Origin of the sequence: Isoptericola sp. NPDC056605 (assembly GCF_042792795.1) — a bacterium.
GTDB lineage: Bacteria > Actinomycetota > Actinomycetes > Actinomycetales > Cellulomonadaceae > Isoptericola.
Genome location: NZ_JBHTVT010000002.1, coordinates 238,002 through 261,578, shown reverse-complemented (window position 1 = coordinate 261,578; position 23,577 = coordinate 238,002). Strand labels below are relative to the sequence as shown.

Genomic DNA, 23,577 nt, shown 5'->3' with positions numbered 1-23,577 from the left:
GCCGGGCGGGCCCGCCGAGACACGCTCTCGGCGGGCCCGCCCGGCGGCCGGCGGACCGGCGAGCACAGGAAGCAGCAGATGGCCGTCCTCTCCCCCACCCAGCCCACGCACCGACGGGGTGCGACCGGGCCACGTCCTCCCCGACGCGTCGGTTTCACCCAGCGCCTCGGCCGCTGGGACGTGAAGGTCTCCCCGTACCTGTACATCTCGCCGTTCTTCCTGCTGTTCGCGCTCACCGGCCTGTTCCCGCTCGGGTACACGCTGTTCGTGTCGCTGTACGACTGGAACCTGCTCGGCGGCCAGGGCGAGTTCACGGGGCTGGAGAACTACGCCGCCGTCCTGGCGCAGCCCCTGTTCTGGAAGTCCCTGGTCAACACGTTCTCGATCTTCGTCTTCTCGAGCATCCCGCAGGTGATCCTCGCGATCACGATCGCGGCCCTGCTCGACCAGAACCTGCGCGCCGCCACCTTCTGGCGCATGGGCGTGCTGATCCCCTACGTCGTCGCGCCGGTCGCGGTCTCCATGATCTTCGGACGGCTGTTCGCCGACGACTACGGCCTCATCAACGAGCTGCTCGGGTTCGTCGGCGTCGACCCGATCGGCTGGCACACCGACCGCGTCGCCAGCCACGTCGCCATCGCCAGCATGGTGAACTTCCGCTGGACCGGCTACAACGCGCTCATCTTCCTCGCCGCCATGCAGGCCGTGCCCCGCGAGCTCTACGAGGCGGCCGTCATCGACGGCGCGGGCCGCGCGCGGCAGTTCTTCTCCATCACCGTGCCGCAGATCCGCGCCACGATCATCTTCGTCGTCATCACCTCGACCATCGGTGGCCTGCAGATCTTCGACGAGGTCCGCATGTTCGACCCGAAGGGCCTCGGCGGACCGGACCAGGACTGGATGACCACCGTCGTCTACCTGTACGACGTCGCGTGGGGCAACCAGAAGAACCTCGGCCGCGCGTCGGCGGTCGCGCTGCTGCTCTTCCTGCTGATCATCGTCATCGGCATGGTCAACTTCCTCATCACGCAGCGGATCGCGACCTCCGGCCCGAAGAAGGAGAAGGTGGGCCGCCGGCACACCCGTCGCCTCGCGGCGGACGCCCGGGTCGCGCAGGCGACCGGTGCGACCGCCCCCGCGGGCGGGGGCGCGAACCAGGGGCCCCCGCGACCGCCCACCTTCCCCCCGACCACCTCGACCACCGACCGGGAGGACCGCCGATGAGCTCCGTCGCCGTCACCGCCCAGACCGCCGGCCGGGGCGCCGCCCGCGCGGCCACCAAGCGCCGGAACCGCGGCTCGCGGGCCACCCGCAGCGCACAGCGCCGTCCCGGCTGGGTCACCTACGCCCTGCTCGGGGTCACGCTGCTGATCTCGATCTTCCCGCTGTACTTCACGCTGCTGCTCGGGTCGTCCGACCCGGTCACGATCGCGAAGAACGCGGTGCCGCAGTGGCTGCCCGACACGAGCCTGTTCCAGCAGTTCGCGACCGTGATCGAGTCCACCCGGATCAACTTCTGGAAGGCCCTCACCAACTCGGTGATCGTCTCCGTGCTCACCTCGCTGTCGGTGGTGCTGTTCTCCACGCTCGCCGGCTACTCGTTCGCCAAGCTGCGCTTCCGCGGTCGTGGCCCCCTGCTGGTCTTCGTCATCGCCACGATGGCCGTGCCCACCCAGCTCGGCGTCATCCCGATGTACATCCTCATGACGGACCTGGGCTGGATCGGCAAGCTGCAGGCCGTCATCGTGCCCGCCCTCGTCACCGCGTTCGGCGTCTTCTGGATGACGCAGTACCTGTCCGAGGCGCTGCCGTACGAGCTCATCGAGGCGGCCCGCGTGGACGGCGCGTCCATGATCCGCACGTTCTGGTCCGTGGCCCTGCCGGCCGCGCGACCCGCCGCCGCGATGCTCGGCCTGTTCACGTTCGTCCAGCAGTGGACCAACTTCTTCTGGCCGTCCATCGTGCTGAACAGCGAGAACCCGACCCTGCCGTTGGTGGTGCAGTCGCTGCAGGCCAACTTCTTCGTCGACTACTCGCTCGTGATGGCCGGCATCTTCCTCGTGACGCTGCCGCTGCTGGTGATCTTCGCCTTCGTCGGCAAGCAGCTGGTCGCGGGCATCATGGCCGGCGCCGTCAAGGGCTGATCCGCCGGCGCCCCCGCCTGACGTCACGCCCACGCAGCCGCACCGTCGTGCGGCTGCGTGGGCCCACCACCGATGGAAAGATCCGAATTCATGACCCTCCCCACCCCCGGCGCGCGCCGGGCGGCCCCCGGCACGACCGTGCCGTTCACGCCCAGCACCCCCCTCACGAGCTCCCCGCACGCGACCGGGGCGGTCACGTTCCCCGACGGCTTCCTCTGGGGCACCGCCACGGCCGCCTTCCAGATCGAGGGCGCGTCCACGGAGGGCGGCCGCGAGGACTCGGTCTGGGACGCGTTCTGCCGCATCCCCGGCGCCGTGGTGAACGGCGACGACGGTTCCGTGGCCGACGACCATTACCACCGCTACCGCGAGGACGTGGCGCTCATGCGGCGCCTGAACCTCGACGCGTACCGGTTCTCGACGTCGTGGGCCCGGGTGGTCCCGGACGGCAAGACGGTCAACCAGGAGGGCCTGGACTTCTACTCGCGCCTCGTCGACGAGCTGCTCGCCGCCGACGTGCTGCCCTGGCTGACGCTGTACCACTGGGACCTGCCGCAGGCGCTGGAGGAGCTGGGCGGCTGGCCGAACCGGGACACCGCGGCCCGCTTCGTCGACTACGCCGTGACGATGCACGAAGCCCTGGGCGACCGGGTGAAGGTCTGGACGACGCTCAACGAGCCGTGGTGCTCCGCGTTCCTCGGCTACACCGCGGGCGCGCACGCCCCCGGTCGCAAGTCTCCGGCGGACGGCCTCGCCGCGGCCCACCACCTCATGCTCGCCCACGGCGGCGCCGTCCGGGCGCTGCGCGAGCGCGACCCGGAGGCCGTGCTCGGCCTCACGCTCAACTTCACCGTCTCCGACCCCGTCGACCCGACGGACCCGGCGGACGTCGACGTCGCGCGCCGCGACGACGGCATGTTCAACCGCTTCTTCCTCGACCCGATCCTGCGCGGCGCCTACCCGCAGGACCTGCTCGACGACGTCGCGCACCTCGGGTTCGCCGACGTCGTGCGCGAGGGCGACCTCGACGTGATCTCCACGCCGATCGACGTGCTCGGCGTGAACTACTACAACGGCGGCGCCGTCTCCGCCCGACCCCAGGGTGCCGCGGGCGAGACGCCCGCGGGCACGGCCGACCCCGGCGGCGAGCGCGTCGACGCCGCGGTGTGGGAGACCCGCTCCCCCAACCCGGTGCCCGACGGCATCTACCACCACAGCCGCGGCCTGCCGCTCACCGACATGGGCTGGGAGGTGCAGCCGGAGGGCCTCACCCGTCTGCTGACGCGGCTGCAGCGCGACTACACCGGCCCCCGTGGCACCTCGATGTACGTCACCGAGAACGGCGCCGCGTACCCCGACGTCGTGCAGGCCGACGGCCGCGTCGACGACCCGGACCGCCTTGCGTTCGTCGACGTGCACCTGCGCGCCGTCCGCGACGCGATCGACGCCGGCGTCGACGTGCGCGGCTACTTCGCCTGGTCGCTCCTGGACAACTTCGAGTGGGCCCTCGGCTACTCCAAGCGCTTCGGCCTGGTGCACGTCGACTACGAGACGCAGGAGCGCACCGTGAAGTCCTCCGGACACTGGTACGGCGAGGTCGCCCGCACGGGCGTCGTGCCGGCACGCGACGGCGCGGACGCAGAGTAGTCTCCGGACGTGGTCATCGAGCATGCCAGCCCGACGCTGGACGACGTCGCCAGGGCCGCGGGGGTCTCGCGGTCCACGGCCTCGCGCGCCATCAACGGCGGTGACCGGGTGTCGCCCGAGGCGCAGACCGCCGTCGACGACGCCGTCGCCCGGCTCGGGTACGCCCCGAACCGGGCGGCCCGCTCGCTGGTCACCCGTCGCACCGACTCGATCGCCCTCGTGGTGCCCGAGCCCGACGCCCGCATCCTCACCGACCCGTTCCTCGCGGGCGTGCTGCGCGGCGTCAGCGAGGGGCTGACCGGCACGGAGCTGCAGCTCGTGCTGCTGCTCGCCCGGCCGGGCGAGCCGCCGGGCCACATCGCGCGCTACCTGCGGTCGGGGCACGTGGACGGCGTCATCGTGGCGTCGCACCACCGGGAGGACCAGCTCGAGTCCGAGCTGATGCGCTCGCACCTGCCGTCGGTGTTCGTGGGGCGGCCGTTCGACACCGAGTCCCTGCACTTCGTCGACGTGGACAACGCCTCTGGCGGGCGCACCGCCACGCAGCGCCTCGTGGACCGAGGCTGCACCCGGGTCGCCACCATCACCGGCCCGCTCGACATGACCGCGGCCGTCGACCGTCACGACGCCTGGCAGCACACGCTCGAGGACGCCGGGCTGCCGGCCACCGCCGTCGAGAACGGCGACTTCACCGTGGCGGGCGGCGCGGCCGCGATGGAGCGGATCCTGGCGCGGCACCCCGACGTCGACGGCGTGTTCGCCGCGTCGGACCTCATGGCCACGGGCGCGCTCCAGGTGCTGCGCGAGTCCGGCCGGCGGGTGCCCGACGACGTCGCCCTGGTGGGGTTCGACGCCCTCGGCGCCGAGCGGACGACGCCGCGACTGACGACCGTGCTGCAGCCCGTCGTCGAGATGGTCACGGCCGCGACCGCGACCCTGCTCGACGTCCTCGGCGGGGCCGACGTGCCCGCCGAGCCCCAGATCTTCGTGCCGCGCCTCGTCGAGGGCGAGTCGGCGTAGCCGTCGCCACCGTGCGGGCACCCGGCGGCAGCGCGCCAAGACCAGACGCCAGGGGGTCAAGGATCTCGCGGCGCGGCGCTCGCGGCCTGCGGCGTTGACGGGGACCAGGAATCGGCCACCCAGACGCACCGGGTGAAAAGGGCGGCCGGTGCTGATTTCGACAGAAACGCGGCATTGCGACCGATACAGTCCGTGCGACCTGTTGTCCTGGCGCACGGACCTGCGCCCTTCCAGCTGGAGCGTTCGATGTCGACCTCAGCTCTCCGACTGTTCGTCCCCGCCGCCCGGCGGACAAGCGCGTCGCTCGTCGCGACCGGGCTCGTGCTTGGGCTCGGGCTCGGCACGACGTCCGCGGGTGCGGTGCCCGCTCAGGTCGCGCCGGCGGCGACGGCCGACACCGTGGCCGCGGTCTCGTCGGGCTTCGTCCAGGAAGGGACCCCCGCGTCGCAAGGCGGACGACTCGTGCCGTGGGACAACGGCTGGGGGCTCGCTCAACCTGACGGGTCGCGGCCCTGGGAGCTGCCGGAGGGGGTGCAGCACACCGGGATCGACGCGGACGGCAGCTCGCTGCTCGCGCTGCGCAGCGACGGGCAGGTCACCGCGGTTCCTCTCGACGAGCACTGGGGCCCGCTCCCGATCCCGGAGCTGCCCGCGGGGATGCACTACACCGGCGTCTCGCTCATCGCGGGGATGGGCCAGCCTTCCGCAGCGCTGCTCCGCTCGGACGGGTCGATCGTCGGGACGGGCGCGAGCGCATCCTCGACACCGACGTTCGTCGGCCCTCCGGCCGGGATGCGATACCTCTCGATCGACTCCGGCACGACCATCACGATGGCCGTGCGGTCCGACGGTGCGCTGGTCGCCGAGCGGCAGCGGACGTCGATCGCGGTCTCCTGCCCCGAGGCCCTCGTGCCGCCGACGGGGACCGCATACGTGGCGGTCAACGTCACGAACGTGAGCTGGATGGCCGTGCGGTCCGACGGTGCCGTGGTCTCGTGCCTGCAGGGCATCGACACGAAGGCCCGGGTGACGACGCCTGCGGCCGGCACCCGGTTCGTCGGGGTCGACACCGCGCGGCGGTACGGGTACGCGGCCCGAAGCGACGGCACGGTCGTGCCGCTCGGTGAGGCGCCGACGCCGCCGGTCGTGCCGAGCGGTCGTTCCGTCGTCGCCCTGTCCACGAGCGAGGTCAGCCTGCCCACCGGCGACGACGAGCCCGGCGGGGCGGCCCTGCTCGACGACGGCTCCCTGCTCACCTGGGGCGGCGGACGGGCCGTGCCCGCGGTGCCCGGCGCACGCGCGGCCTACCGGGCCATGGCGAGCGGCGAGACGGCGACCTGGCTGCTCATGGACGGGCCCCTGCTGCCGACCGAGATCACGGTGACGGGTGTTCCGGACACATGGCACATGGATAGCTCGGCGACAGTCCGCATCGACGTCACCTCGTCGAGCGGGGTCACGCCGCGCGGCACCGCGAGCGTCGGATACCGCGACGCCGACGGCGAGTTCCACGCCGATCACTACCTGCCCCTCGACCGCACGGGACACGCAGAGAGGGAGCTGCGGATGACCTGGCCCGGGACCCGGACCCTGGAGGTCCGCTTCGACGGGCCGCCGTTCCGTGGCGCCGAGGCGCAGCGTCCGTTCACGGTGCCCGAGCCGTCCCGGACGACGGTCGGCGTGGAAAGCCCGGAGTCGTGGCGGACGGGTACCGACTTCGTCCCGTTCGTCACCACGGTCGGCACGGTCGACGGGACCCCTGCCGTGTCCGGGACGATCCGGGTCGTCGACCGGGCCACCGGTGGGCGCCTGTCCACCACCGGGTACGGCTCCGATCGTTCCCTCGATGTGTCGGGCCTGGCACCCGGCCCGCACGAGCTCGAGGTCCGGTACGTCGCGGACTACGCGGCGGCCTCGTCGGACCCGGTGGTCCGTCCCGTCACCGTCCGCCCGCCGTCGGCGACGAGGGTCGCGGCGACCTTGGTCGACGAGACCGTCCACTACGAGAACCAGATCGACGTCGAGGCGCGCGTCGAGACGCTCGACGGATCGGCCGTCGAGTGCGGGTCGGTGGTCGCTGAGCTGACGGACGGCACGGACCTCGGCCCCGTGGCGCAGGGCTGCTCGACCACATCGTCGCTCGAGCTCAGCGGGTCGGCGCACACCTTCGGGCTCGCCCCGGGCGACCACGAGGTGGTGGTGCGCTGGGAGGGTACGCGGCCGTCCGACGCCACCTCGGCCGACGCGGGGCCGACGCTCGCGTCGGAGACCCTGCCGCTGCCGTTCACCATCCGCCGGGCGGAGACGACGACCACCATCACCGGCGTGACGGAAGACGCCGCGGCAGGCAAGGTCCGGGTCGATGTCGCCGTGCACGGACCGGGCGAGGAGCTCGGCCGGCCCGCCCAGGTCGTGCTGAGCGTCAACGGGACCGACGTCGCCACGCAGACCACCGAAGGACTGGGTGACACCTCGTTCCGGCTCGACGCCGCGGCCCTGCCCCTCGGCGTGCTCACGGTCGGCGCGCGGTACTCGGGGTCGGCCTGGCACTCCCCCAGCGAGGCGGACCCGGTCTCCTGGTCACACATCGCCAGGGCGTTCGTCGCCCCGGCGCCCTCGGTCGTCGGCACCGCCCGAGTGGGGTCCACGCTCACGACCGCGCTCGGTACCTGGTCGCCGACTCCGTCGAGCGTGGCGTACTCCTGGCAGGCGGGCGGAGTGACGATCACGGGCGCGACGACTTCGACGCTCAAGGTCCCGGCCTCGGCCGTGGGCAAGCGGATCACCGTGCGCGTCACCGGTACGCGCGGGGGCTACCCGACGACCTCGGTGACCAGCGCCCCCACGGCCGCCGTCGTGCCGGGCACGTTCGCGGCACCGCGACCGACCGTGAAGGGCACCGTCAAGGTCGGCAGGACGCTGACGGTGAGCCGCGGGACCTGGTCGCCGTCACCGTCGTCGGTGAAGTACGTGTGGAAGGCGAACGGGACGACGATCTCGACGCGGACGTCGAGCACGTTCGTGGTGCCCGCCTCCTCGCGCGGCAAGCGGCTGACGGTCACGGTGACCGGGTCGCGTGCCGGATACACCACGAGGTCGGTGACCAGCACCGCGACCGCGGCCGTCGTGCGGGGGACCATGATGGCGCCGCGGCCGACGATCACGGGGACGAAGCGGGTCGGGAGGACCCTGACCGTCAGTCGCGGGACGTGGTCCCCGGCGCCGTCGTCGGTGACCTACGTGTGGAAGGCGGACGGCGTGAGGATCGCGACGCGGGAGAGCAAGCGGTTCGTCGTCCCCGCACGGGCGCGGGGCAAGCACCTGACCGTCACAGTGGTCGGTTCCCGGACCGGGTACGTGACCAGGTCGGTCACGAGCTACCGGACGTCGACGATCCGCTGACGCGGCGGCGACGTCACCCGGCCGGCGACCGCCACGGATTCAAGTGCGGTCACCGGCCGGGCCGAGATCAGTCGCGATCGCGCCGCGGGGTGTCGTCGTCCACACCGATGGCCGTCTGCAGGGCCTCGCGGTAGTCGGCGGCGAGCTGCGACGGGTTCTTGCCCAGCTGCGAGTTGCGGTAGCCGTACAGGAAGTAGATCGCAAAGCCGAGCGCGAGCCACACCAGGAACCGCAGCCACGTCTCGACGTCCAGCTGCAGCATCAGCCACAGGCACAGCACGCCCGAGACGATCGGCAGCACCGGCGACCACGGCACCTTGAAGTGGTCGGCCTTGACCTCCCCGCCGCCGGCCTTGAGCTGGCGACGACGCAGGATCGGGATGCCGAAGCTCACCAGCACGAAGGCCGACAGGGTGCCGATGTTCACCATGTTGCCGAGCACGTCGACGGAGAAGAAGCAGGTGACGACGACCAGGAGCACGGCGGTGCCGACCTGGATCGTCACGGGGGTGCCGCGCTTCTCCGACGTCTTCGACATGCCGCGGGGCAGCAGGCCGTCACGGCTCATCGCGAAGACGATGCGGGTGAGGCCGAGCATGAGCACCATGACCACGGTGGTGAGGCCGACGAGGATGCCCACCGTGATGACCTGGGTGGCCCAGGTGGGGGCGTTCTCCTGCAGCTGGAACGCGGTGATGATCGTCGCGGACGCGCCGCCGTCGGGGGTGGCGTCGCGCAGCTGCTGCGGGGTGGCCATGCCGGAGAGCGCGATCGACACGGCGATGTAGAGGCCGGTGCAGATGGCGAGGCCGCCGAGGATGCCGCGGGGGACGTTCCGCCGCGGGTTCTTGGTCTCCTCCGCCGCGGTGGCGACGACGTCGAAACCGATGAACGCGAAGAACACGGTGCCGGCACCCGCGAGGATGCCCATCACGCCGCCCACGGAAAGCTCGGCGCCGGCCATCCAGGAGAAGAGGGTCTGCGTCATCGTGGTGTTGTGCGTCGTGGACTCGCCGAACGACTCCGGGCTCGGCACGAACGGGCTGAGGTTGGATGCGCTGAAGAACGCGAAGCCGACCACGATGATGAGCAGCACGATCGCGACCTTGATGGCCGTGAGGACGCCGGTGACACGCGTCGAGAGCTTGGTGCCGACGGCGAGCAGCGTCGCGAGCACGACGATGAGGATCGCGGTGCCCCAGTCGAAGGAGACGCCGCCGAGGCTCACGGTGTTGTGGATGCCGGAGGCGACGCCCTCGGAGTCGACGCCGCCGAGGCCGAAGACGTTGAGGAAGTTGTCGAAGTAGAGGCCCCACGCCTTCGCCACGACGGACGCGGCGAAGAACATCTCCAGGATGAGGTCCCAGCCGATGATCCACGCGAGCAGCTCGCCCATCGACGCGTACGAGAACGTGTACGCGGAGCCCGCCACCGGCATGTACGACGCGAACTCGGCGTAGCACAACGCCGCCAGGGCGCACACGACGCCGGCGATGACGAACGAGATCACGACCGACGGGCCGGTCTGCGTGGCCGACACCTGCGCGGCCTTCGAGAAGATTCCGGCGCCGATCACCACGGAGATGCCGAGGACCATGAGGTCCCAGGCGCCGAGGGTCCGCTTGAGCTGGCGCTGGGGCTCGTCGGACGCCGCGATCGTGGCTTCGATCGAGCGCCTCCGCATGAGCTGCATCGTTGAGGCTCCTTACTGGAGTGGTCTGTACCACCGGGTCTCGGCGGCCGGGAGACCTTACACCGCCCGGCTGCCTCCGTGAACGGGGTGTTCAGCGCTGCTCGCCTTGTCACCACCATCCCCCAGTCGGCCGCTCCCGGCGCGCAGAACGGCGTGCGTGGCGTGGTCGGCCCGGACGAGGCGCGGGGCGACGGGCGCCACCACGACGGTCACGGCCTGGCGGCGTCGAGGTCCGCGGAGCGTGCGGTGATCCAGGCGTCCACGCGCTCCCACTGCTCGAAGAGCCACAGCTCCCGACCCTCGACGTCGGCAGGGAGGTCGCCGACGCGCACCAGGGTGCCGCCGAGCACGATCGTCTTGTCCATCGGCAGCTCGCGCCAGATGTCCTTGACCGTGACGAGACGGTCCAGGCCCGTGTGCGCGACGACCAGCACGGCGGCGTCGGGCGCGACGGCGTCGAGCGCGGACAGGAAACCGCCCGCGTGCGGCACCATGACGTGCGGCATGCGCTCGGCCCGGTCGGCGAGGGCGTCCTTGCCGTGGGCACGGAGCGCGTCGATCCGCTGCGCGCGGCGCCGGGGCGTCACGTTGCCCCCCTCGGGGAACAGCACGAGGGCGTCGCCGGGCCCCAGGTCGGCCGAGATGCGCGTGATGGTCTCCGCGGCGCCGGGCTGCCCCGGTCTCCGGCGCGCGACGGGCGTGACGAAGGCCGCGGGCAGCCGGCCCAGGAGGACGTCGATCGCCGGGTCCCACTGGAGCGTGTCCTTGAGGACGATGGCGGGCGCGCGGTGGGCGCGACCGAGGAGGACGTCGACCAGGATGAACGAGTCCCCCGGACCGGCGTGCCGGCTGAGCACGAGGACGGGGACGTCGGGCAGCCTCGCCCCCTTCTCGACCTCGACGACGATGGTCAGCCGCAGCGTCCACCGCACCTGCCAGAAGAGGACGGCCAGCGCGGCCCGCGCCACGGCGACGTGCGCCCGCTGCACCCAGGAGCGGTGCATCGCCAGGCCGAACCCGGACGCCACCCACAGCCCGAACAGCACCACCAGCGCGGCGGCGTCCCACAGCACGTAGAACGACAGCATCCACAGCAGGCGCACCACCCGCAGCCGGCCCGGCAGCAGCCAGGTCAGCGCGGCGCCGACGACCAGGGCGAGCATGATCGACGTCGGCACCAGGAGCACCGCCAGCAGCACCACGAGCGGCGCCAGCACGACCCGCCGGACCCAGCGGGGCGGTGGCGCGATCACGGCTGCCCTGCCGCGTCCGGCGGCGTCGGCCCCGGTGCGGGTCCCGGCGGCGCTGCCGCAAGGTAGTCCCGCGCGGCGGCGTACGACTGGGCGATGCGTGACGCGGTGGAGTCCATGCGCCGGAACGCGCCGAGCTTCTCGTCCCCCGGCAGCGCGCCGCCGGTCGGCAGCACGTGCACGGTCGCGACCCGGCGGGCCTCCTCCAGCTCCCGGAAGTAGCGGTGCCGCCGCGCGATCTCGAAGCTCACGCGCGCGACGTCGGACGGCTTGGACGGGACGGTGAGCGGCTCCTCGACCCGCCCCACCTGCAGCACGTAGACCGTGGTCGCGCCGCGGCGCACGGCCTCGCCGAGCGGGATGGAGTTCACCATGCCGCCGTCCACGTAGTGCTCGCCGCCGATCTCGGTGGGCGGCAGCGCGCCCGGCACCGACGCCGAGGCGAGCACCGCCTCGACCAGCGGCCCGGAGTCGAACCAGTGCTCCGACGCACGCTCGATGCTCGCCGCGGCGACCACGAGGGGCACGGTCAGGTCCTCGAAGGTGGTGCGCTCCCCCAAGGTGCCCGCGATGAGCCGGCGCAGCGCGGCCGGGTCGTACAGGTGCGTGCGGGACTTGGCGAGGCGGCCGAGCTGTCGGTACCAGGCCTCGCCGTAGACCTCGTTCGCCGTCGGGGACGCCCACGCGGCACCGAGGCGGTCGACGACGGCGATGCTCGGGTCGGCGGCGACCGCGGCGCCGTTGATCGCGCCGATCGACGTGCCGACCACGAGGCCGGGCGTCACCCCCGCCTCGAACAGCGCCTGCAGCATGCCCACCTGGACCGCCCCGCGCACCCCGCCGCCGCCGAGCACGAACGCCACCGTCATGGCCGCGATCGTGCCACGACGTCGCACCGACGGCATCGGGACGGCGTCAGCGCCGCACCACGGGTCGCGCTACTGGACGAGGACCTGCGCCTCGCCGATGGCGAGGGTCGACTCGCGCGTCTGGGCGGGCACGTCGATCGTGCCGGTCACCCCGCCGCCGGCCCACTCCACGGTCCAGTACGCCGTCCCCGTCACCGTGATGTTGCCGGAGCGATGGCTCTGCGCCCCGTCGAACCCGCACGTCGGGGACGGGCGGGCGTCGTTGCTCACGGCGTCCGACCAGGGTGTGCCGGGCGCGCGGTCGCCCGCGCAGGTCGTGCGGGCGTACACGGTCCCCGTGTCGGCGTCGGTCAGGGTCCACTCGATCCGGCTCAGCGTGCCGTCGGCCGTGACGGTCAGCCCGCCGTCCGTCTCGCTGCGCGTGATCGGCCCCGTCGTGTTGTCCGCCGGGTTCGACACCCACAGCCACACCGGCATCCCGACGATCCCGATCGCGGCCCCGTCGACCTCCGTCGATGGGGGCGTCGAGCCGATCTCGCCCATCGTCAGCTGCATGCGCGCCACCGCGCGCTCCGCCAGCTCCAGCGGCGACGGGCCGACCTCCGTGGGCGGCGGGTCTTCCTGCCACAGGCGGAACGGCGCGCACAGGTACGTGTAGTTCTCGACGTCGTCGAGGCACTCGTCCTCGGGCGGCACGCAGGCGACGATGTAGCCCTCCGTCTTGCCGTCCCAGATCTTGTCGTCCTTCGGCGGCGGCGGGGAGATCAGCTTCATGTAGCACCCGCGCTCGCTGTTGTAGACGGCGCCGCTCTTCATGCACGGGATGACGTGCGAGCCGTACTTGCACTCGCGGACGGAGCCGTCGCCGCCTCCGCCGCCGCCTCCGTCACCGTCGTCGCCGTCCTCCCCCGGGCACTGCCCGTCGACCACGACGTTGCCGTCGTTGTCGGTGCCGCCATTACCGGTGCAGGGGGCGGCGACGGCGGGCGCAGAGGTCGCGACCGTCGGCGCGACGGCCGCGCCGGTGAACAGCATCAGCACGGCCAGGACCCGCGCCACCCGCCTCAGCACGACTGCTCCGTGTCCGCCTCGCGGCTGTCGATGCCCCATCGGTCCTCCCCGCGCGCGCTCATCGTGTAGACGACCGTGAACCGCTCCGGCACGCCCTCGGCCCGGGGGACCTTCGCGCCGTCCTCGTCGAGGGTCGTGACGCCGGAGGTGTCGTTGCAGACCTCGAGGGTCACCCGCTCGTCGCCCGGCGAGTCCCCGCCCGGGTCGAAGTCGCTGGCCTGCACGTCCGTGAAGGTCGCGGCGCCCTCGGTCTTCCAGCCGTCGGCGACGCGCTGCTCGTACGTCGTCCGCTGGGCCTGCCACTGCTCGTCGTCGGTCCAGAAGCCCTGCATCATCTGCCAGCTCGCGAAGCCGTCGTTGCCGACCTTCGCACCGAGGTCGTAGAAGTCCTGCAGCGTCTGCTCGGCGGCCTCGACAGCCTGCTGCTCGGCCGCGTCCACGGTGGGCGAGGGGCTCGGGCCGGCCGGCAGGACGGCGGCGGGTTCGTCGGCCTCCGGCGAGCAGGCCCCGAGGACACCGACAGCCACGACGAGCGCGCCGGCCACGAGGGCAGCGCGCGTCCGGGTCTGGTGCATGGGGATCCTCGGCTCGGGTGCCGCTCGATGCGCGCGGACACGTCGTGGGGGTGTGTCGCGCGCCAGGATAGCGCGCGAGCCCGCCGCGGGACGGAGGTGTCCGTCCCGCGGCGGGCTCGCAGCGGGGTCGCGGCGGGGCCGCTCAGGCGTGCACGTGCCCGTACCGGTGGCGGGTGCGGCTGACGGCCTGCTCGCGCACGACGGCGAGCAGCTCGCGCCGGCCGCTGGCGACCACCGGCGCGTCGAGCACGGTCACGGTGCCGAGGCGGGTCGCGGCCGCCTCGCGCAGGCCCGGCGCACGGCCGACCACGCGGACGCGGCCGGTGACGCGGCCGGCCGCGACGGCGGCGGCGAAGTCCGCGTGGGACGTCGGCGCCTCGTGCGGCACGCCCCAGCCGCTGTCGGTGTCCGGCACGACCACCGCGGGCACACCCGCCCGCTTCGCCGCGGCGAGCACCCGCCGCACCTCGATCGGCAGGGCGCCGTCGCCGACGCGCACGGTCAGACGGTCGATGGGCCGGTAGCGGAAGGTGTTCTCCTCCACCCGCAGGCCGGACTTGTCGTGCCCGACGCCGATCTCGGCCGCCCACGCGGCGTCGTCCGACGCCTGCGCCGCGGCGAGCCAGCCCTCGGGGTCGTGGGTGCGCGACGGCACGCCGTCGGCGTCCGCCCACGCGCCGAGCTCGGCGACGTAGTTGGGGCCGCCCGCCTTGGCGCCCGGGCCCACGGCCGAGGCCTTCCAGCCGCCGAACGACTGCCGCTGCACGATGGCGCCGGTGATGTGCCGGTTCACGTACACGTTGCCCGCCTCGACGCGGTCGAGCCAGGTGGCGATCTCGTCGTCGTCGAGGGAGTGGATGCCCGCGGTGAGACCGAAGTCCACCTGGTTCTGCAGGCGGATCGCCTCGTCCAGGTCCTGGGCGGTCATGATGCCGAGCACGGGGCCGAACACCTCGGTGAGGTGGAAGAACGACCCGGGCGCGACGCCGTCGCGCAGGCCCGGCGACCAGAGCCGGTCCTCCTCGATCCCCGCGGCGCGGGCGGCGTCGTCCAGGCGACGCGGGCGCACGAGCCACGACTCCCCCGGCTCGAGGGTCGTCAGCGCGCGCAGCAGCTTGCCCTGCGCGGGCTCGGTCAGCGGCCCCATCACGGTCGACAGCTCGGTGGGCGAGCCCACCGCGAGCGACTGCACGGCGTCGACGAGCTGGCGGCGGAACCGCTCGCCGGTCTCGGTGGACGGGTCGCCCACCGAGCCGACCAGGATGACCAGCGACGCGGCCGAGCACTTCTGCCCGGCGTGGCCGAAGGCGCTCTTGACCAGGTCGGAGACGGCGAGGTCGAGGTCCGCCGACGGCGTCACGACCAGCGCGTTCTTGCCCGACGTCTCCGCGAGCACCGGGCGCTCCGGCCGCCAGGAGGCGAACAGCTCTGCCGTCTCGATGGAGCCGGTGAGGATCACGCGGGCCACGTCCGGGTGGGTCACGAGGTGCTGGCCGAGGTCGCCGTCGGGCACCCGCAGGAACTGCACGACGTCCCGCGCGACCCGCGGGTCGAGCCCGATCTCCGGCGCCGCCTCGTCCAGCGCCACGTGCACGGCCTCGATCGCGAGCTCGTAGCAGCGCGGCGTCGTCGGCGCCGGCTTGGCGAGCACGGCCGACCCGGCCGCGAGCGCCGCGAGGGCCCCGCCCGTGGGGATGGCGACGGGGAAGTTCCACGGCGGGGTGACCAGCGTGACGCCGTCGGGCGTGAACGTGGCGCCGTCCACCTGCTCCAGGGCCTCGGCCATCGCGGCGTAGTAGTTCGCGAAGTCGATCGCCTCGCTGACCTCGGGGTCCGCCTCGGCGACCGTCTTGCCCGGCTCGTGCACCATGGCGGCGACGAGGTCCGTGCGGCGCGCCTCGAGCTCGCGGGCGGCGGCGCGCAGCACGCGCGCGCGGTCGGCGGGCGCGACGGCGGCCCAGGCGCGCTGGGCGGCGACGGCGCGGGAGACGGCGTCGTCGATCGCCTGGGTCGAGGTGACCTCGGGGGCCTGGACGGGGACGAACCCGGAGTCCGGCCCGACGACGCTGCGGGCCCACGCGCGGTGGCCGGCCACGGCCGGGTCGGTGTCGACGGCGTTCCGGAACGGCTCCGCGGAGGGGCAGCCGGCGGCGGTGGGCGCGGTGCCCCCGCCGGAGAACCGGTCGCGACGGCGCGGCGCGACGTCCACCGGCTGGTAGTGCACGCCGTGCCTCACGGACGCGCGGAAGGCGAGCTCCTGGCGTTCCATGGCCGTGGCCTCGACGCCGTCGTCGCCGCCGGCGGGAGCGAAGGCGGCGTGCAGGAAGTTCTGCTCGGCGGCGTTCTCCTCGAGGCGGCGCACCAGGTAGGAGATCGCGACGTCGAAGTCCTCGTCGCGCACCACCGGCGTGTACAGCACGACGTGGCCGCCGTCCTTGGCCACCTCGTCGCGCACGAGGCGCGCCTCGATGGGGGCCATGCCCTGCAGCATCTCGATGTCGAGCCCCTCGGTGACGCCGCGGCCGCGCGCGAGCAGCACCGCGAGCGCCACGTCGAAGAGGTTGTGCGACGCGACCCCGAGGCGGACGGCGGCGGTGCGGTCGGCGCGCAGGTGGTGGTCGAGGATGCGCACGTAGTTGGCGTCCACGTCCGGCTTGGTCGGGTAGGGCGCCTGCGCCCAGTCGTGCAGCTCGGCCTCGACGTGCTCCATCGCCAGGTTGGCGCCCTTGACGAGGCGCACCTTGATGCGCGCGCCGCCGTCGGCCACGCGCTTCTGCGCGAACTCGGTGAGCTCGTCGAGCGCGCCCATCGCGTCGGGCAGGTACGCCTGGAGGACGATGCCGGCCTCGAGGTCGCGAAACTCGTCGCGGTCGAGCACCTGCGTGAAGACGGCGGTGGTGAGCGCGAGGTCCTTGTACTCCTCCATGTCGAGGTTGAGGAAGACGCCGTGGTCGCGCGCGGCCCGGTACAGGGGCAGCAGGTGCTCGACGACGCGCTCGCGCGAGCCGTCCAGGTCCCAGGTGACGAGCTGGGCCGCGACGGACGACACCTTGACGGAGACGTAGTCGACGTCGGGCCGGCGCACGAGGTCGATGGTGCGCTGCAGGCGGGCGGCGGCCTCGTCGTCGCCGAGCACGGCCTCGCCCAGGAGGTTGACGTTGAGGGTGTAGCCCTCGGCGCGGGTGCGGGCGAGGTGCTGGGTGAGCCCCTTGCCGGCGTCGGCCACGAGGTGGCCGACGAGCTGGCGCAGGCGCACCCGGGCGGCGGGCACCACGACGGAGGGCAGCACGGGCGCGACGACGGCGCCGACCTTGAACAGCGTGCGGTCGACGGGGCCGAGGAAGGTGGCCGAGCCGGCGTCCCGGCCGAGGCGGGCGAGCGCGGTGGCGGCGACGCCGACGTCCTGGGGGCGCGCGACGTCGTCGACGAACCCGACGGCGAGCTCCAGCCCGGCCGGGTCGGAGACGAGCGAGCCGAGCCGCTCGGCGGTGGCGCGCGTCTTCCGGTCCGCGCGGGTGGTCGACCCGGTCTGGCCGGACGAGCCGGAGGCGACGGCGATCCAGTGGTGGGCGAGGGCGACGGCGTCCTCGACGAGGGCTTCGGCGCCCTGCTGGCCTGCGACGGTGTCGGCGCTGCGCACGGCGGAGGGGGTGGCGCCGCCGTGCGCCGGAACGGAGGTACTCATGCCACCAGGGTGCGCCCTCGGCCCAGGGCCCGTCTTGTACGATCGGGCCCGCGATGGGCGCAGATTCCGACAACACCGGCGACGCCTCGGGCGACACCTCGAGCGGCGCCCTCGGCGACCCCTCGCCGGCCCGCGACGACGCGTCCACGGACGTTCCCGGCACCGCCGCCCTGATGGCCGCCCTGTCCCCCGTGATGGTGGACCTGATGGACGAGCTGTCCGACGTCATGTTCTGCGCCAAGGACGCCGACGGGCGCTACCTCGCGGTGAACCAGGTGTTCGTGCGCCGCACCAACGAGCGCTCCCGCCGCCAGGTGCTGGGCCGCCGCGCCGTCGACCTGTTCGTACCCGAGCTGGCCGAGCGCTACGAGGCCCAGGACGCCGAGGTGGTGCGCACGGGCCGCCCGCTGCGCAACGAGCTGGAGCTCATCCGCCGCGTGGGCGGCACACCCGGCTGGTTCCTCACGGCGAAGCTCCCGGTGCGCGACCGCGCCGGGCGCGTGGTCGGCCTCGTCTCCGTGTCGCAGGACCTGCGCTCGGGCGACGCCGACGACGCGACGATGGACGCGATGGCCCGCCTGGTCGCCGCCGTCGAGCGGCACCTCGACAACTCGCCCGGCGACCCGCTGTCCGTGGCCGACCTGGCGCGCCTGTCGGGCAGCACGCCCGCCGTCCTGGACCGCCGGGTGCGCAAGGTCTTCGGGCTCTCCCCGCGCCAGCTCGTGCTGCGCACGCGCGTGGACCGCGCCGCGCACCTGCTCACGTCCACGACGACGCCGCTCGCCGAGGTCGCCGCCGCCGCGGGCTTCTACGACCAGCCCTCGTTCACGCGGACCTTCGCCCGGCTCACGGGCGAGACGCCGTCGTCGTTCCGCCGGCGCGCCCGCGCCGCCGGCTGACCGGCGCCTCAGCCGAAGACGGGCGCCAGCGCCTGGACGAGCTGCTGCACGCCCAGCACGACGAACATGCCGGCGATGACGACGAGCGCCACGTTGGTCAGCGGCCGGTTGCGCCACCGCTCCGGCACCCGCGAGGAGTTCATGAGGAACAGCAGCGTGATCGCGAGGAACGGCATGAACAGCGAGCCGAGCACGCCGTAGGCGACGACGAGGGCGATCGGCTGGTCGAGCAGGAGCAGCAGCATCGGCGGGAACGTCAGCCACAGGATGTAGAGCCGGTAGTACGAGCCGCCCGCCTTGCGCCGCGGGTCGTCCTCCGAGAGCCCGCGCGCGGTGGCGACGAAGTCGGCGAACATCAGCGACACGCCGTTCCACACGCCGAGCACCGAGGAGAACGACGACGCCCAGAACCCCACGAGGAACAGCGGCGCCATGAACGCGCCGTAGCGCTCGGCCAGCACGTCGGCGAGGTCGACGAGGCCGCCCTCGCCGTCGGCGATGGTGATGCCGGAGGAGTAGAGCAGCTCGGCGCCGACGATCAGCATGGAGATCACGAAGACGCCGGAGATCACGTAGGCCATGGCGTTGTCGATCCGCATGACCTTCATCCAGCGCGGGGTGTGCCAGCCCTTCTCCTTGAGCCAGTACCCGTACGCCGCGAGCGTGATCGTGCCGCCGACGCCGCCGGCGAGGCTGAGCGTGTAGATGATCGAGTCCTCGGGGATCCGCGGCACCAGGCCGCCCAGGATCTCGCCGATGTTCGGCAGGGTGAGGACCGCCGAGCCGACGATCGTCACGAACATCACGCCGACGAGCACCGCGATGACGTACTCGAACATCTTGTACTTGCCGAGCCAGACGACCGCTGCCCCGATGAGGCCGGACATGATCGCGAACCAGATCAGGTCGACCTGCGGGAACAGCGCGACGAGCGGCAGGGCCGAGCTCGACATCGCCGCGGCGCCGTAGCTGAAGCCCCACACCACGATGTAGATGCCGAAGTAGACGCTGGCCCACGCGCCCAGCGACTTCCAGCCGTCGAAGATCGTGCGGCCCGTGGCGAGCGACCAGCGCCCGGCGCCCTCGACGAGCACGATCTTGATGAGGACGCCGAGGACGGCGGCCCACATCAGGGTGTAGCCGAAGCGGCTGCCCGCGACGAGCGTCGCGACCAGGTCGCCGGCGCCGATGCCGGTGGCGGCGACGACGAGGCCCGGGCCGACGATGCGCCAGCGTGGGCGTTCGTCCCTGAGCTCGTGGTCGAGGGCGGGAGATGCGACGTCCTTGTCAGCCATGTCGCCGGAGGCTACCGCACGGGTGTTGCGGGCATCGGAAACATGTCGGGCAGGTCCGATCTCGCCGTCCCGGGCCGTGCACGATTCCCACAACCAGACGGCCCCAGCACGCCGATGCACACCGCGCCTGTGTATGAGTCGTACAAATCCGGGCCCTGCGGTCTTGGCGACGTCCGGCCATGACCGCGGCCGGGCCGAGCCCTTAGCGTCGTCGTCATGACCGCAGCCACCCTCTCCCTCTCCCCCGCCCGCCCGCGCCGCGTCCTCGCGGACCTGCTGCCCGGGGCCCTCGCCCGCGACGCCGTGCTCGTCGTCGCGGTGGCCGCCCTCACCGCCCTGGCCGCGCAGGTCGTGATCCCCGTGCCCGGGCTGCCGGTGCCCCTCACCGGCCAGACGTTCGCCGTCCTGCTCGGCGCCGCCGCCCTCGGGCCGTGGCGCGGCGCCGCCGCCCAGGCGGTGTACCTCACCGCGGGCGTCGCCGGCCTGCCCGTGTTCGCCGGCGCGACGGCGGGCTGGGAGTCGGTCGCCGGCGCGTCCGGCGGCTACCTCGTCGGCTTCCTCCTGGCGGGCGTGGTCGTCGGGGCGCTCGCGCGCCGCGGCGCCGACCGCCGCGTGCTGTCCACCGTCGGCACCTACGCCCTCGGCACCCTCGCCGTCTACGCGGTGGGCGTGCCGTGGCTCGCGGTGAGCACGGGGATGCCCGTGGGCGCCGCACTGCTCTCCGGCGCCGTCGTCTTCCTGCCCGGCGACGCGCTCAAGGCCGCGCTCGCCGCCGCCCTGCTGCCGACCGCCTGGCGGTTCGTGCGCTGACGCACCGCCGGTCGAGCGTGTCGAAAACGCCGTCCCTCGGTCTCGACACGCTCAACCGGCGGCATCGTCGGGTCAACGCCCGGACACGGCTCCGTAAGGCGGCGGGTTTCGCCCGCTGGAGGGTGCGCGGGAGCGGCTACGGTGGGCGCCGAGGCCCACCATCCCGGGCCGCGCCACCCCTGCCGGGGCCCCTGACCGGGGCCCTCGGCACCGTGTCCTGGAGGACCCGTGACGACGACGACGTCGATGACCTCGACACCCCTGCCCGACACCCCGGCCGCACCGGCCGCCGCCCCCGCGCCGAGGGCGAGCTCCCCGCTCGACACGGCGCACAGCCAGCTCGCCAGCGCCGTGGCCGTGCTCGGCTACGACGAGGGCCAGCGACAGATGCTGGCCACCCCCCGCCGCGAGATCCACGTGGCCGTGCCCCTGCGGCGCGACGACGGCGAGACCGTCCTCTTCCACGGCTTCCGCGTGCAGCACAACATCACCCGCGGCCCCGGCAAGGGCGGGCTGCGCTACGCGCCCGGCGTCGACATCGACGAGGTTCGCGCCCTCGCCATGTGGATGACCTGGAAGTGCGCCATCGTCGACCTGCCGTACGGCGGTGCCAAGGGCGGCGTCGCCATCGACCCGCGCGACTACTCGACGGCCGAGCTGGAGCGCGTCACCCGCCGGTACACCTCCGAGATCATGCCGATGATCGGCCCGGACACCGACATCATGGCGCCCGACATGGGCACCGACGAGCACACGATGGCATGGGTCATGGACACCTACTCCGTGAACCGCGGGTACACGATCCCCGCCGTCGTCACCGGCAAGCCCCTGGCGCTGGGCGGCTCCCGCGGCCGTGGCACCGCCACCAGCGCCGGCATCGTGCACGCCACGGCGGCCGCGCTCGGCGAGGCCGGCGTGCCGCTGACGGACGTCACCGTCGCCGTGCAGGGCTTCGGCAAGGTGGGCTCGCACGCCGCCGCGATCTTCGCCGCGCGCGGCGCGACCGTCGTCGCGGTGAGCGACCAGTACGGCGGGCTCCGCAACGACGCGGGCCTCGACGTCCCCCGCCTCCTCGCGCACGTCGCCGCCACCGGCTCCGTCGTCGGCTTCGACGGCGCCGACCCGCTGTCCAACACCGAGCTGCTCGGCCTCGACGTCGACGTCCTCGTGCCGGCCGCCGTCGAGGGCGTGCTCGACGGCGTCACCGCCGCGGGCGTCCGGGCACGCTGGGTGGTCGAGGGCGCCAACGGCCCGACCACCACCGACGGCGACCGCGTGCTCGCCGCGAACGGCGTCACCGTCGTGCCGGACGTGCTCGCCAACGCCGGTGGCGTCGTCGTCTCCTACTTCGAGTGGGTGCAGGCCAACCAGACCTACTGGTGGTCCGAGCAGGAGATCGCCGACCGCCTCGAGCACCGCATGACCTCCGCGTACGGGGACGTCTCCGCGCTCGCCAAGCGCGAGGGCCTGTCGCTGCGCGACGCCGCGCTGGTCATCGGCGTGCAGCGCACCGCGGAGGCGCACCGCATCCGGGGGCTGTACCCCTGAGCACCGACCGGACGGACCCCGCGGCGCCCGCGGCCGGCGACCTGGAACCCCTGGTCGCGCGGCTGCGGGCGGCCGGCTGCGTGTTCGCGGAGGACGAGGCGGCGCTGCTGCTCGAGGCGGCCGCGCGCCCGGAGCCGGCCGCTCGGCGCCGCAGCGGAGGTGCCGACGCCGTCGACGGCGACCGCCTCGAGGAGCTGGTCGCCCGGCGCGTGGCGGGCGAGCCGCTGGAGCACGTGCTGGGCCGGGTGGAGTTCGCCGGCCGCTCCTGGTCCGTGGGGCGCGGCGTGTTCGTGCCCCGGCGCCGCACCGAGCTGATGGTCGGCGCGGCGCTCGCGCTCCCCGCCCCGGCCACGGTGCTCGACCTGTGCTGCGGCTGCGGCGCGGTGGGCGGCGCCGTGCTGCTGGGGCTCCGGGCCGCGGGCGCCGCGCCGGTGCTGCACGCGAGCGACGTCGAGCCCGCCGCCGTCGTGCACGCCCGTCGCAACCTCGGGCCGCTCGGTGCCGCCGTGCACGAGGGGGACCTGCTGTCCGTCGTGCCGGCGATGCTGCGGGGACGCGTCGACCTGCTGCTGTGCAACGCGCCCTACGTGCCCACCGGCGCCATCGCGACCATGCCGCCCGAGGCCCGCGACCACGAGCCCGCCGTCGCGCTCGACGGCGGGGCCGACGGCCTCGACGTGCTGCGCCGCGTGGTGGCGGCCGCCCCGGGCTGGCTCGCCCCGGGCGGGTCGCTGCTCTTCGAGGTCGGCACCGGCCAGGTCGAGGGCGCGACCGCGCTCGTCGAGGCGCACGGGCTGCGGGCGACCGTCGTCACCGACGACGACCCGGACGCCGACGACGCCACCGGCGGCACCGTCGTCGTCGCCACCGTCACCTGACCCGCGGTCAGGCGCGGGGCTGCTTCTCCGCCCAGTCGGCGAGGGTGACGCGCGGGCCGGTGAAGAACGGCACCTCCTCGCGCACGTGGCGGCGGGCCTCGGTGGCGCGCAGGTCGCGCATGAGGTCGACGATGCGGTGCAGCTCGTCGGCCTCGAAGGCCAGCAGCCACTCGTAGTCGCTCAGCGCGAACGTGCTCATCGTGTTGGCGCGCACGTCCTTGTAGCCCGCCGCGGCCATGCCGTGGTCGCGCAGCATCGTGCGGCGCTCGGCGTCGGGCAGCAGGTACCAGTCGTAGGAACGCACGAACGGGTACACCGAGAGGTAGTCGCGGGGACGCTCGCCGGCGAGGAACGCGGGCACGTGGCCCTTGTTGAACTCGGCGGCGCGGTGCAGCGCCACGACCGACCATTCCGGCGCGAGCGCCGACCCCAGGCGGGAGGCGCGCAGCCGCTGGTAGGCGCCCTGCACCGACTCGACGGTCGGGCCGTGCACCCACACCATGAGGTCGGCGTCGGCGCGCAGGCCGGCGACGTCGTACACGCCGCGCACGACGACGTCGCCCTCGGCGCGGGCGGGGTCGCGGGCGTCGTCGGGCTGGCCGTCCCAGAGGGCGGCCTCCGCCTCCGCGGCGATCTCGGCGCGCTCGGCGTCGCCCACGGGCAGCGGCTCGGCGGTGGAGAAGACCGCGATCATCGCGTACCGGATCGACTCGTTGATCGCGGCGGCGTCGACGGTCTCGCCGGTGTCGCCGTGGATGTGGCTGTCGGTCATGACGTCCTCTCGGTCCGGG

17 protein-coding genes are annotated in these 23,577 nt (G+C 73.5%); 9 read left to right on the top strand and 8 right to left on the bottom strand.

The window, feature by feature from the left end:
* The first annotated feature begins 78 nt into the window (after positions 1-78).
* The 5 genes from ACFQ8Y_RS04020 (at position 79) to ACFQ8Y_RS04000 (ending at position 8,213) form a co-directional block, all read left to right on the top strand.
* Positions 79-1,224, top strand: coding sequence for a carbohydrate ABC transporter permease (locus tag ACFQ8Y_RS04020; protein WP_430584674.1), 1,146 nt, complete (start codon positions 79-81; stop codon positions 1,222-1,224).
* Positions 1,221-2,144, top strand: a complete 924-nt coding sequence (locus tag ACFQ8Y_RS04015; protein ID WP_430565062.1) for a carbohydrate ABC transporter permease — start codon at positions 1,221-1,223, stop codon at positions 2,142-2,144. The genes ACFQ8Y_RS04020 and ACFQ8Y_RS04015 overlap by 4 nt, the downstream gene beginning before the upstream one ends.
* Before the next feature lie 90 nt (positions 2,145-2,234).
* Positions 2,235-3,791, top strand: coding sequence for a glycoside hydrolase family 1 protein (locus ACFQ8Y_RS04010; RefSeq protein ID WP_430584673.1), 1,557 nt, complete (start codon positions 2,235-2,237; stop codon positions 3,789-3,791).
* A 15-nt stretch (positions 3,792-3,806) separates the two neighbouring features.
* Positions 3,807-4,811: a LacI family DNA-binding transcriptional regulator gene (locus ACFQ8Y_RS04005; protein ID WP_430549036.1), complete on the top strand. Its 1,005-nt coding sequence runs from the start codon at positions 3,807-3,809 to the stop codon at positions 4,809-4,811.
* Between the two features lie 246 nt (positions 4,812-5,057).
* Complete coding sequence (locus ACFQ8Y_RS04000) at positions 5,058-8,213, top strand: hypothetical protein (protein WP_430584672.1); 3,156 nt, start codon at positions 5,058-5,060, stop codon at positions 8,211-8,213.
* 67 nt (positions 8,214-8,280) lie between these two features.
* Here the strand turns inward: ACFQ8Y_RS04000 and ACFQ8Y_RS03995 are convergent, their stop codons facing one another.
* The 6 genes from ACFQ8Y_RS03995 to ACFQ8Y_RS03970 all read right to left on the bottom strand — a co-directional run bounded on the left by ACFQ8Y_RS03995 (position 8,281) and on the right by ACFQ8Y_RS03970 (position 17,356).
* Entirely contained in the window at positions 8,281-9,906 is a 1,626-nt protein-coding gene (locus ACFQ8Y_RS03995) for an APC family permease (RefSeq protein WP_430584671.1), read from the bottom strand.
* A gap of 209 nt (positions 9,907-10,115) precedes the next feature.
* Positions 10,116-11,159: a 1-acyl-sn-glycerol-3-phosphate acyltransferase gene (locus ACFQ8Y_RS03990; RefSeq protein ID WP_430584670.1), complete on the bottom strand. Its 1,044-nt coding sequence runs from the start codon at positions 11,157-11,159 to the stop codon at positions 10,116-10,118.
* Positions 11,156-12,025: a patatin-like phospholipase family protein gene (locus ACFQ8Y_RS03985; protein WP_430548902.1), complete on the bottom strand. Its 870-nt coding sequence runs from the start codon at positions 12,023-12,025 to the stop codon at positions 11,156-11,158. Before ACFQ8Y_RS03985 ends, ACFQ8Y_RS03990 begins: the two co-directional genes overlap by 4 nt.
* 69 nt (positions 12,026-12,094) lie before the next feature.
* Entirely contained in the window at positions 12,095-13,096 is a 1,002-nt protein-coding gene (locus ACFQ8Y_RS03980) for a hypothetical protein (RefSeq protein ID WP_430584669.1), read from the bottom strand.
* On the bottom strand, positions 13,090-13,671 hold the full coding sequence (locus ACFQ8Y_RS03975; RefSeq protein ID WP_430584668.1) for a hypothetical protein: 582 nt from the start codon (positions 13,669-13,671) through the stop codon (positions 13,090-13,092). The genes ACFQ8Y_RS03980 and ACFQ8Y_RS03975 overlap by 7 nt, the downstream gene beginning before the upstream one ends.
* A gap of 142 nt (positions 13,672-13,813) precedes the next feature.
* Positions 13,814-17,356 carry a proline dehydrogenase family protein gene (locus tag ACFQ8Y_RS03970; RefSeq protein ID WP_430584667.1) on the bottom strand — a complete coding sequence of 1,181 codons (3,543 nt, stop codon included), beginning with the start codon at positions 17,354-17,356 and terminating at the stop codon, positions 13,814-13,816.
* 53 nt (positions 17,357-17,409) lie between these two features.
* Between ACFQ8Y_RS03970 and ACFQ8Y_RS03965 the strand changes: the two genes are divergently transcribed.
* Positions 17,410-18,255 carry a helix-turn-helix domain-containing protein gene (locus ACFQ8Y_RS03965; RefSeq protein WP_430584666.1) on the top strand — a complete coding sequence of 282 codons (846 nt, stop codon included), beginning with the start codon at positions 17,410-17,412 and terminating at the stop codon, positions 18,253-18,255.
* An 8-nt stretch (positions 18,256-18,263) separates the two neighbouring features.
* On the opposite strand, the gene ACFQ8Y_RS03960 is transcribed toward ACFQ8Y_RS03965, so the two are convergent.
* The gene (locus tag ACFQ8Y_RS03960; protein WP_430562338.1) at positions 18,264-19,550 is read right to left on the bottom strand and encodes an Nramp family divalent metal transporter; all 1,287 of its coding nucleotides are present in this window, start codon (positions 19,548-19,550) and stop codon (positions 18,264-18,266) included.
* Positions 19,551-19,766: 216 nt separating this feature from the next.
* Here ACFQ8Y_RS03960 and ACFQ8Y_RS03955 point away from each other — a divergent pair, with 216 nt between their 5' ends.
* The 3 genes from ACFQ8Y_RS03955 (at position 19,767) to ACFQ8Y_RS03945 (ending at position 22,786) form a co-directional block, all read left to right on the top strand.
* Positions 19,767-20,360, top strand: coding sequence for a biotin transporter BioY (locus tag ACFQ8Y_RS03955; protein WP_430584665.1), 594 nt, complete (start codon positions 19,767-19,769; stop codon positions 20,358-20,360).
* A 246-nt stretch (positions 20,361-20,606) separates the two neighbouring features.
* Positions 20,607-21,908 carry a Glu/Leu/Phe/Val dehydrogenase gene (locus ACFQ8Y_RS03950; RefSeq protein WP_430548895.1) on the top strand — a complete coding sequence of 434 codons (1,302 nt, stop codon included), beginning with the start codon at positions 20,607-20,609 and terminating at the stop codon, positions 21,906-21,908.
* Positions 21,905-22,786, top strand: a complete 882-nt coding sequence (locus tag ACFQ8Y_RS03945) for a putative protein N(5)-glutamine methyltransferase (protein ID WP_430549035.1) — start codon at positions 21,905-21,907, stop codon at positions 22,784-22,786. Before ACFQ8Y_RS03950 ends, ACFQ8Y_RS03945 begins: the two co-directional genes overlap by 4 nt.
* A 7-nt stretch (positions 22,787-22,793) precedes the next feature.
* On the opposite strand, the gene hemQ is transcribed toward ACFQ8Y_RS03945, so the two are convergent.
* A complete protein-coding gene (hemQ, locus tag ACFQ8Y_RS03940) occupies positions 22,794-23,558 on the bottom strand; it encodes a hydrogen peroxide-dependent heme synthase (RefSeq protein WP_430548894.1) in 765 nt (254 codons plus the stop codon).
* Positions 23,559-23,577: the final 19 nt, after the last annotated feature.

Excerpts from the sequence above, each read along its gene's own strand:
- ACFQ8Y_RS04020 (WP_430584674.1), top strand. The coding sequence starts at position 79 with ATGGCCGTCCTCTCCCCCACCCAGCCCACGCACCGACGGGGTGCGACC.
- ACFQ8Y_RS04015 (WP_430565062.1), top strand. The coding sequence starts at position 1,221 with ATGAGCTCCGTCGCCGTCACCGCCCAGACCGCCGGCCGGGGCGCCGCC.
- ACFQ8Y_RS04010 (WP_430584673.1), top strand. The coding sequence starts at position 2,235 with ATGACCCTCCCCACCCCCGGCGCGCGCCGGGCGGCCCCCGGCACGACC.
- ACFQ8Y_RS04000 (WP_430584672.1), top strand. The coding sequence starts at position 5,058 with ATGTCGACCTCAGCTCTCCGACTGTTCGTCCCCGCCGCCCGGCGGACA.
- ACFQ8Y_RS03995 (WP_430584671.1), bottom strand. The coding sequence starts at position 9,906 with ATGCAGCTCATGCGGAGGCGCTCGATCGAAGCCACGATCGCGGCGTCC.
- ACFQ8Y_RS03985 (WP_430548902.1), bottom strand. The coding sequence starts at position 12,025 with ATGACGGTGGCGTTCGTGCTCGGCGGCGGCGGGGTGCGCGGGGCGGTC.
- ACFQ8Y_RS03975 (WP_430584668.1), bottom strand. The coding sequence starts at position 13,671 with ATGCACCAGACCCGGACGCGCGCTGCCCTCGTGGCCGGCGCGCTCGTC.
- ACFQ8Y_RS03970 (WP_430584667.1), bottom strand. The coding sequence starts at position 17,356 with ATGAGTACCTCCGTTCCGGCGCACGGCGGCGCCACCCCCTCCGCCGTG.
- ACFQ8Y_RS03965 (WP_430584666.1), top strand. The coding sequence starts at position 17,410 with ATGGGCGCAGATTCCGACAACACCGGCGACGCCTCGGGCGACACCTCG.
- ACFQ8Y_RS03960 (WP_430562338.1), bottom strand. The coding sequence starts at position 19,550 with ATGGCTGACAAGGACGTCGCATCTCCCGCCCTCGACCACGAGCTCAGG.
- ACFQ8Y_RS03955 (WP_430584665.1), top strand. The coding sequence starts at position 19,767 with ATGACCGCAGCCACCCTCTCCCTCTCCCCCGCCCGCCCGCGCCGCGTC.
- ACFQ8Y_RS03950 (WP_430548895.1), top strand. The coding sequence starts at position 20,607 with ATGACCTCGACACCCCTGCCCGACACCCCGGCCGCACCGGCCGCCGCC.
- hemQ (WP_430548894.1), bottom strand. The coding sequence starts at position 23,558 with ATGACCGACAGCCACATCCACGGCGACACCGGCGAGACCGTCGACGCC.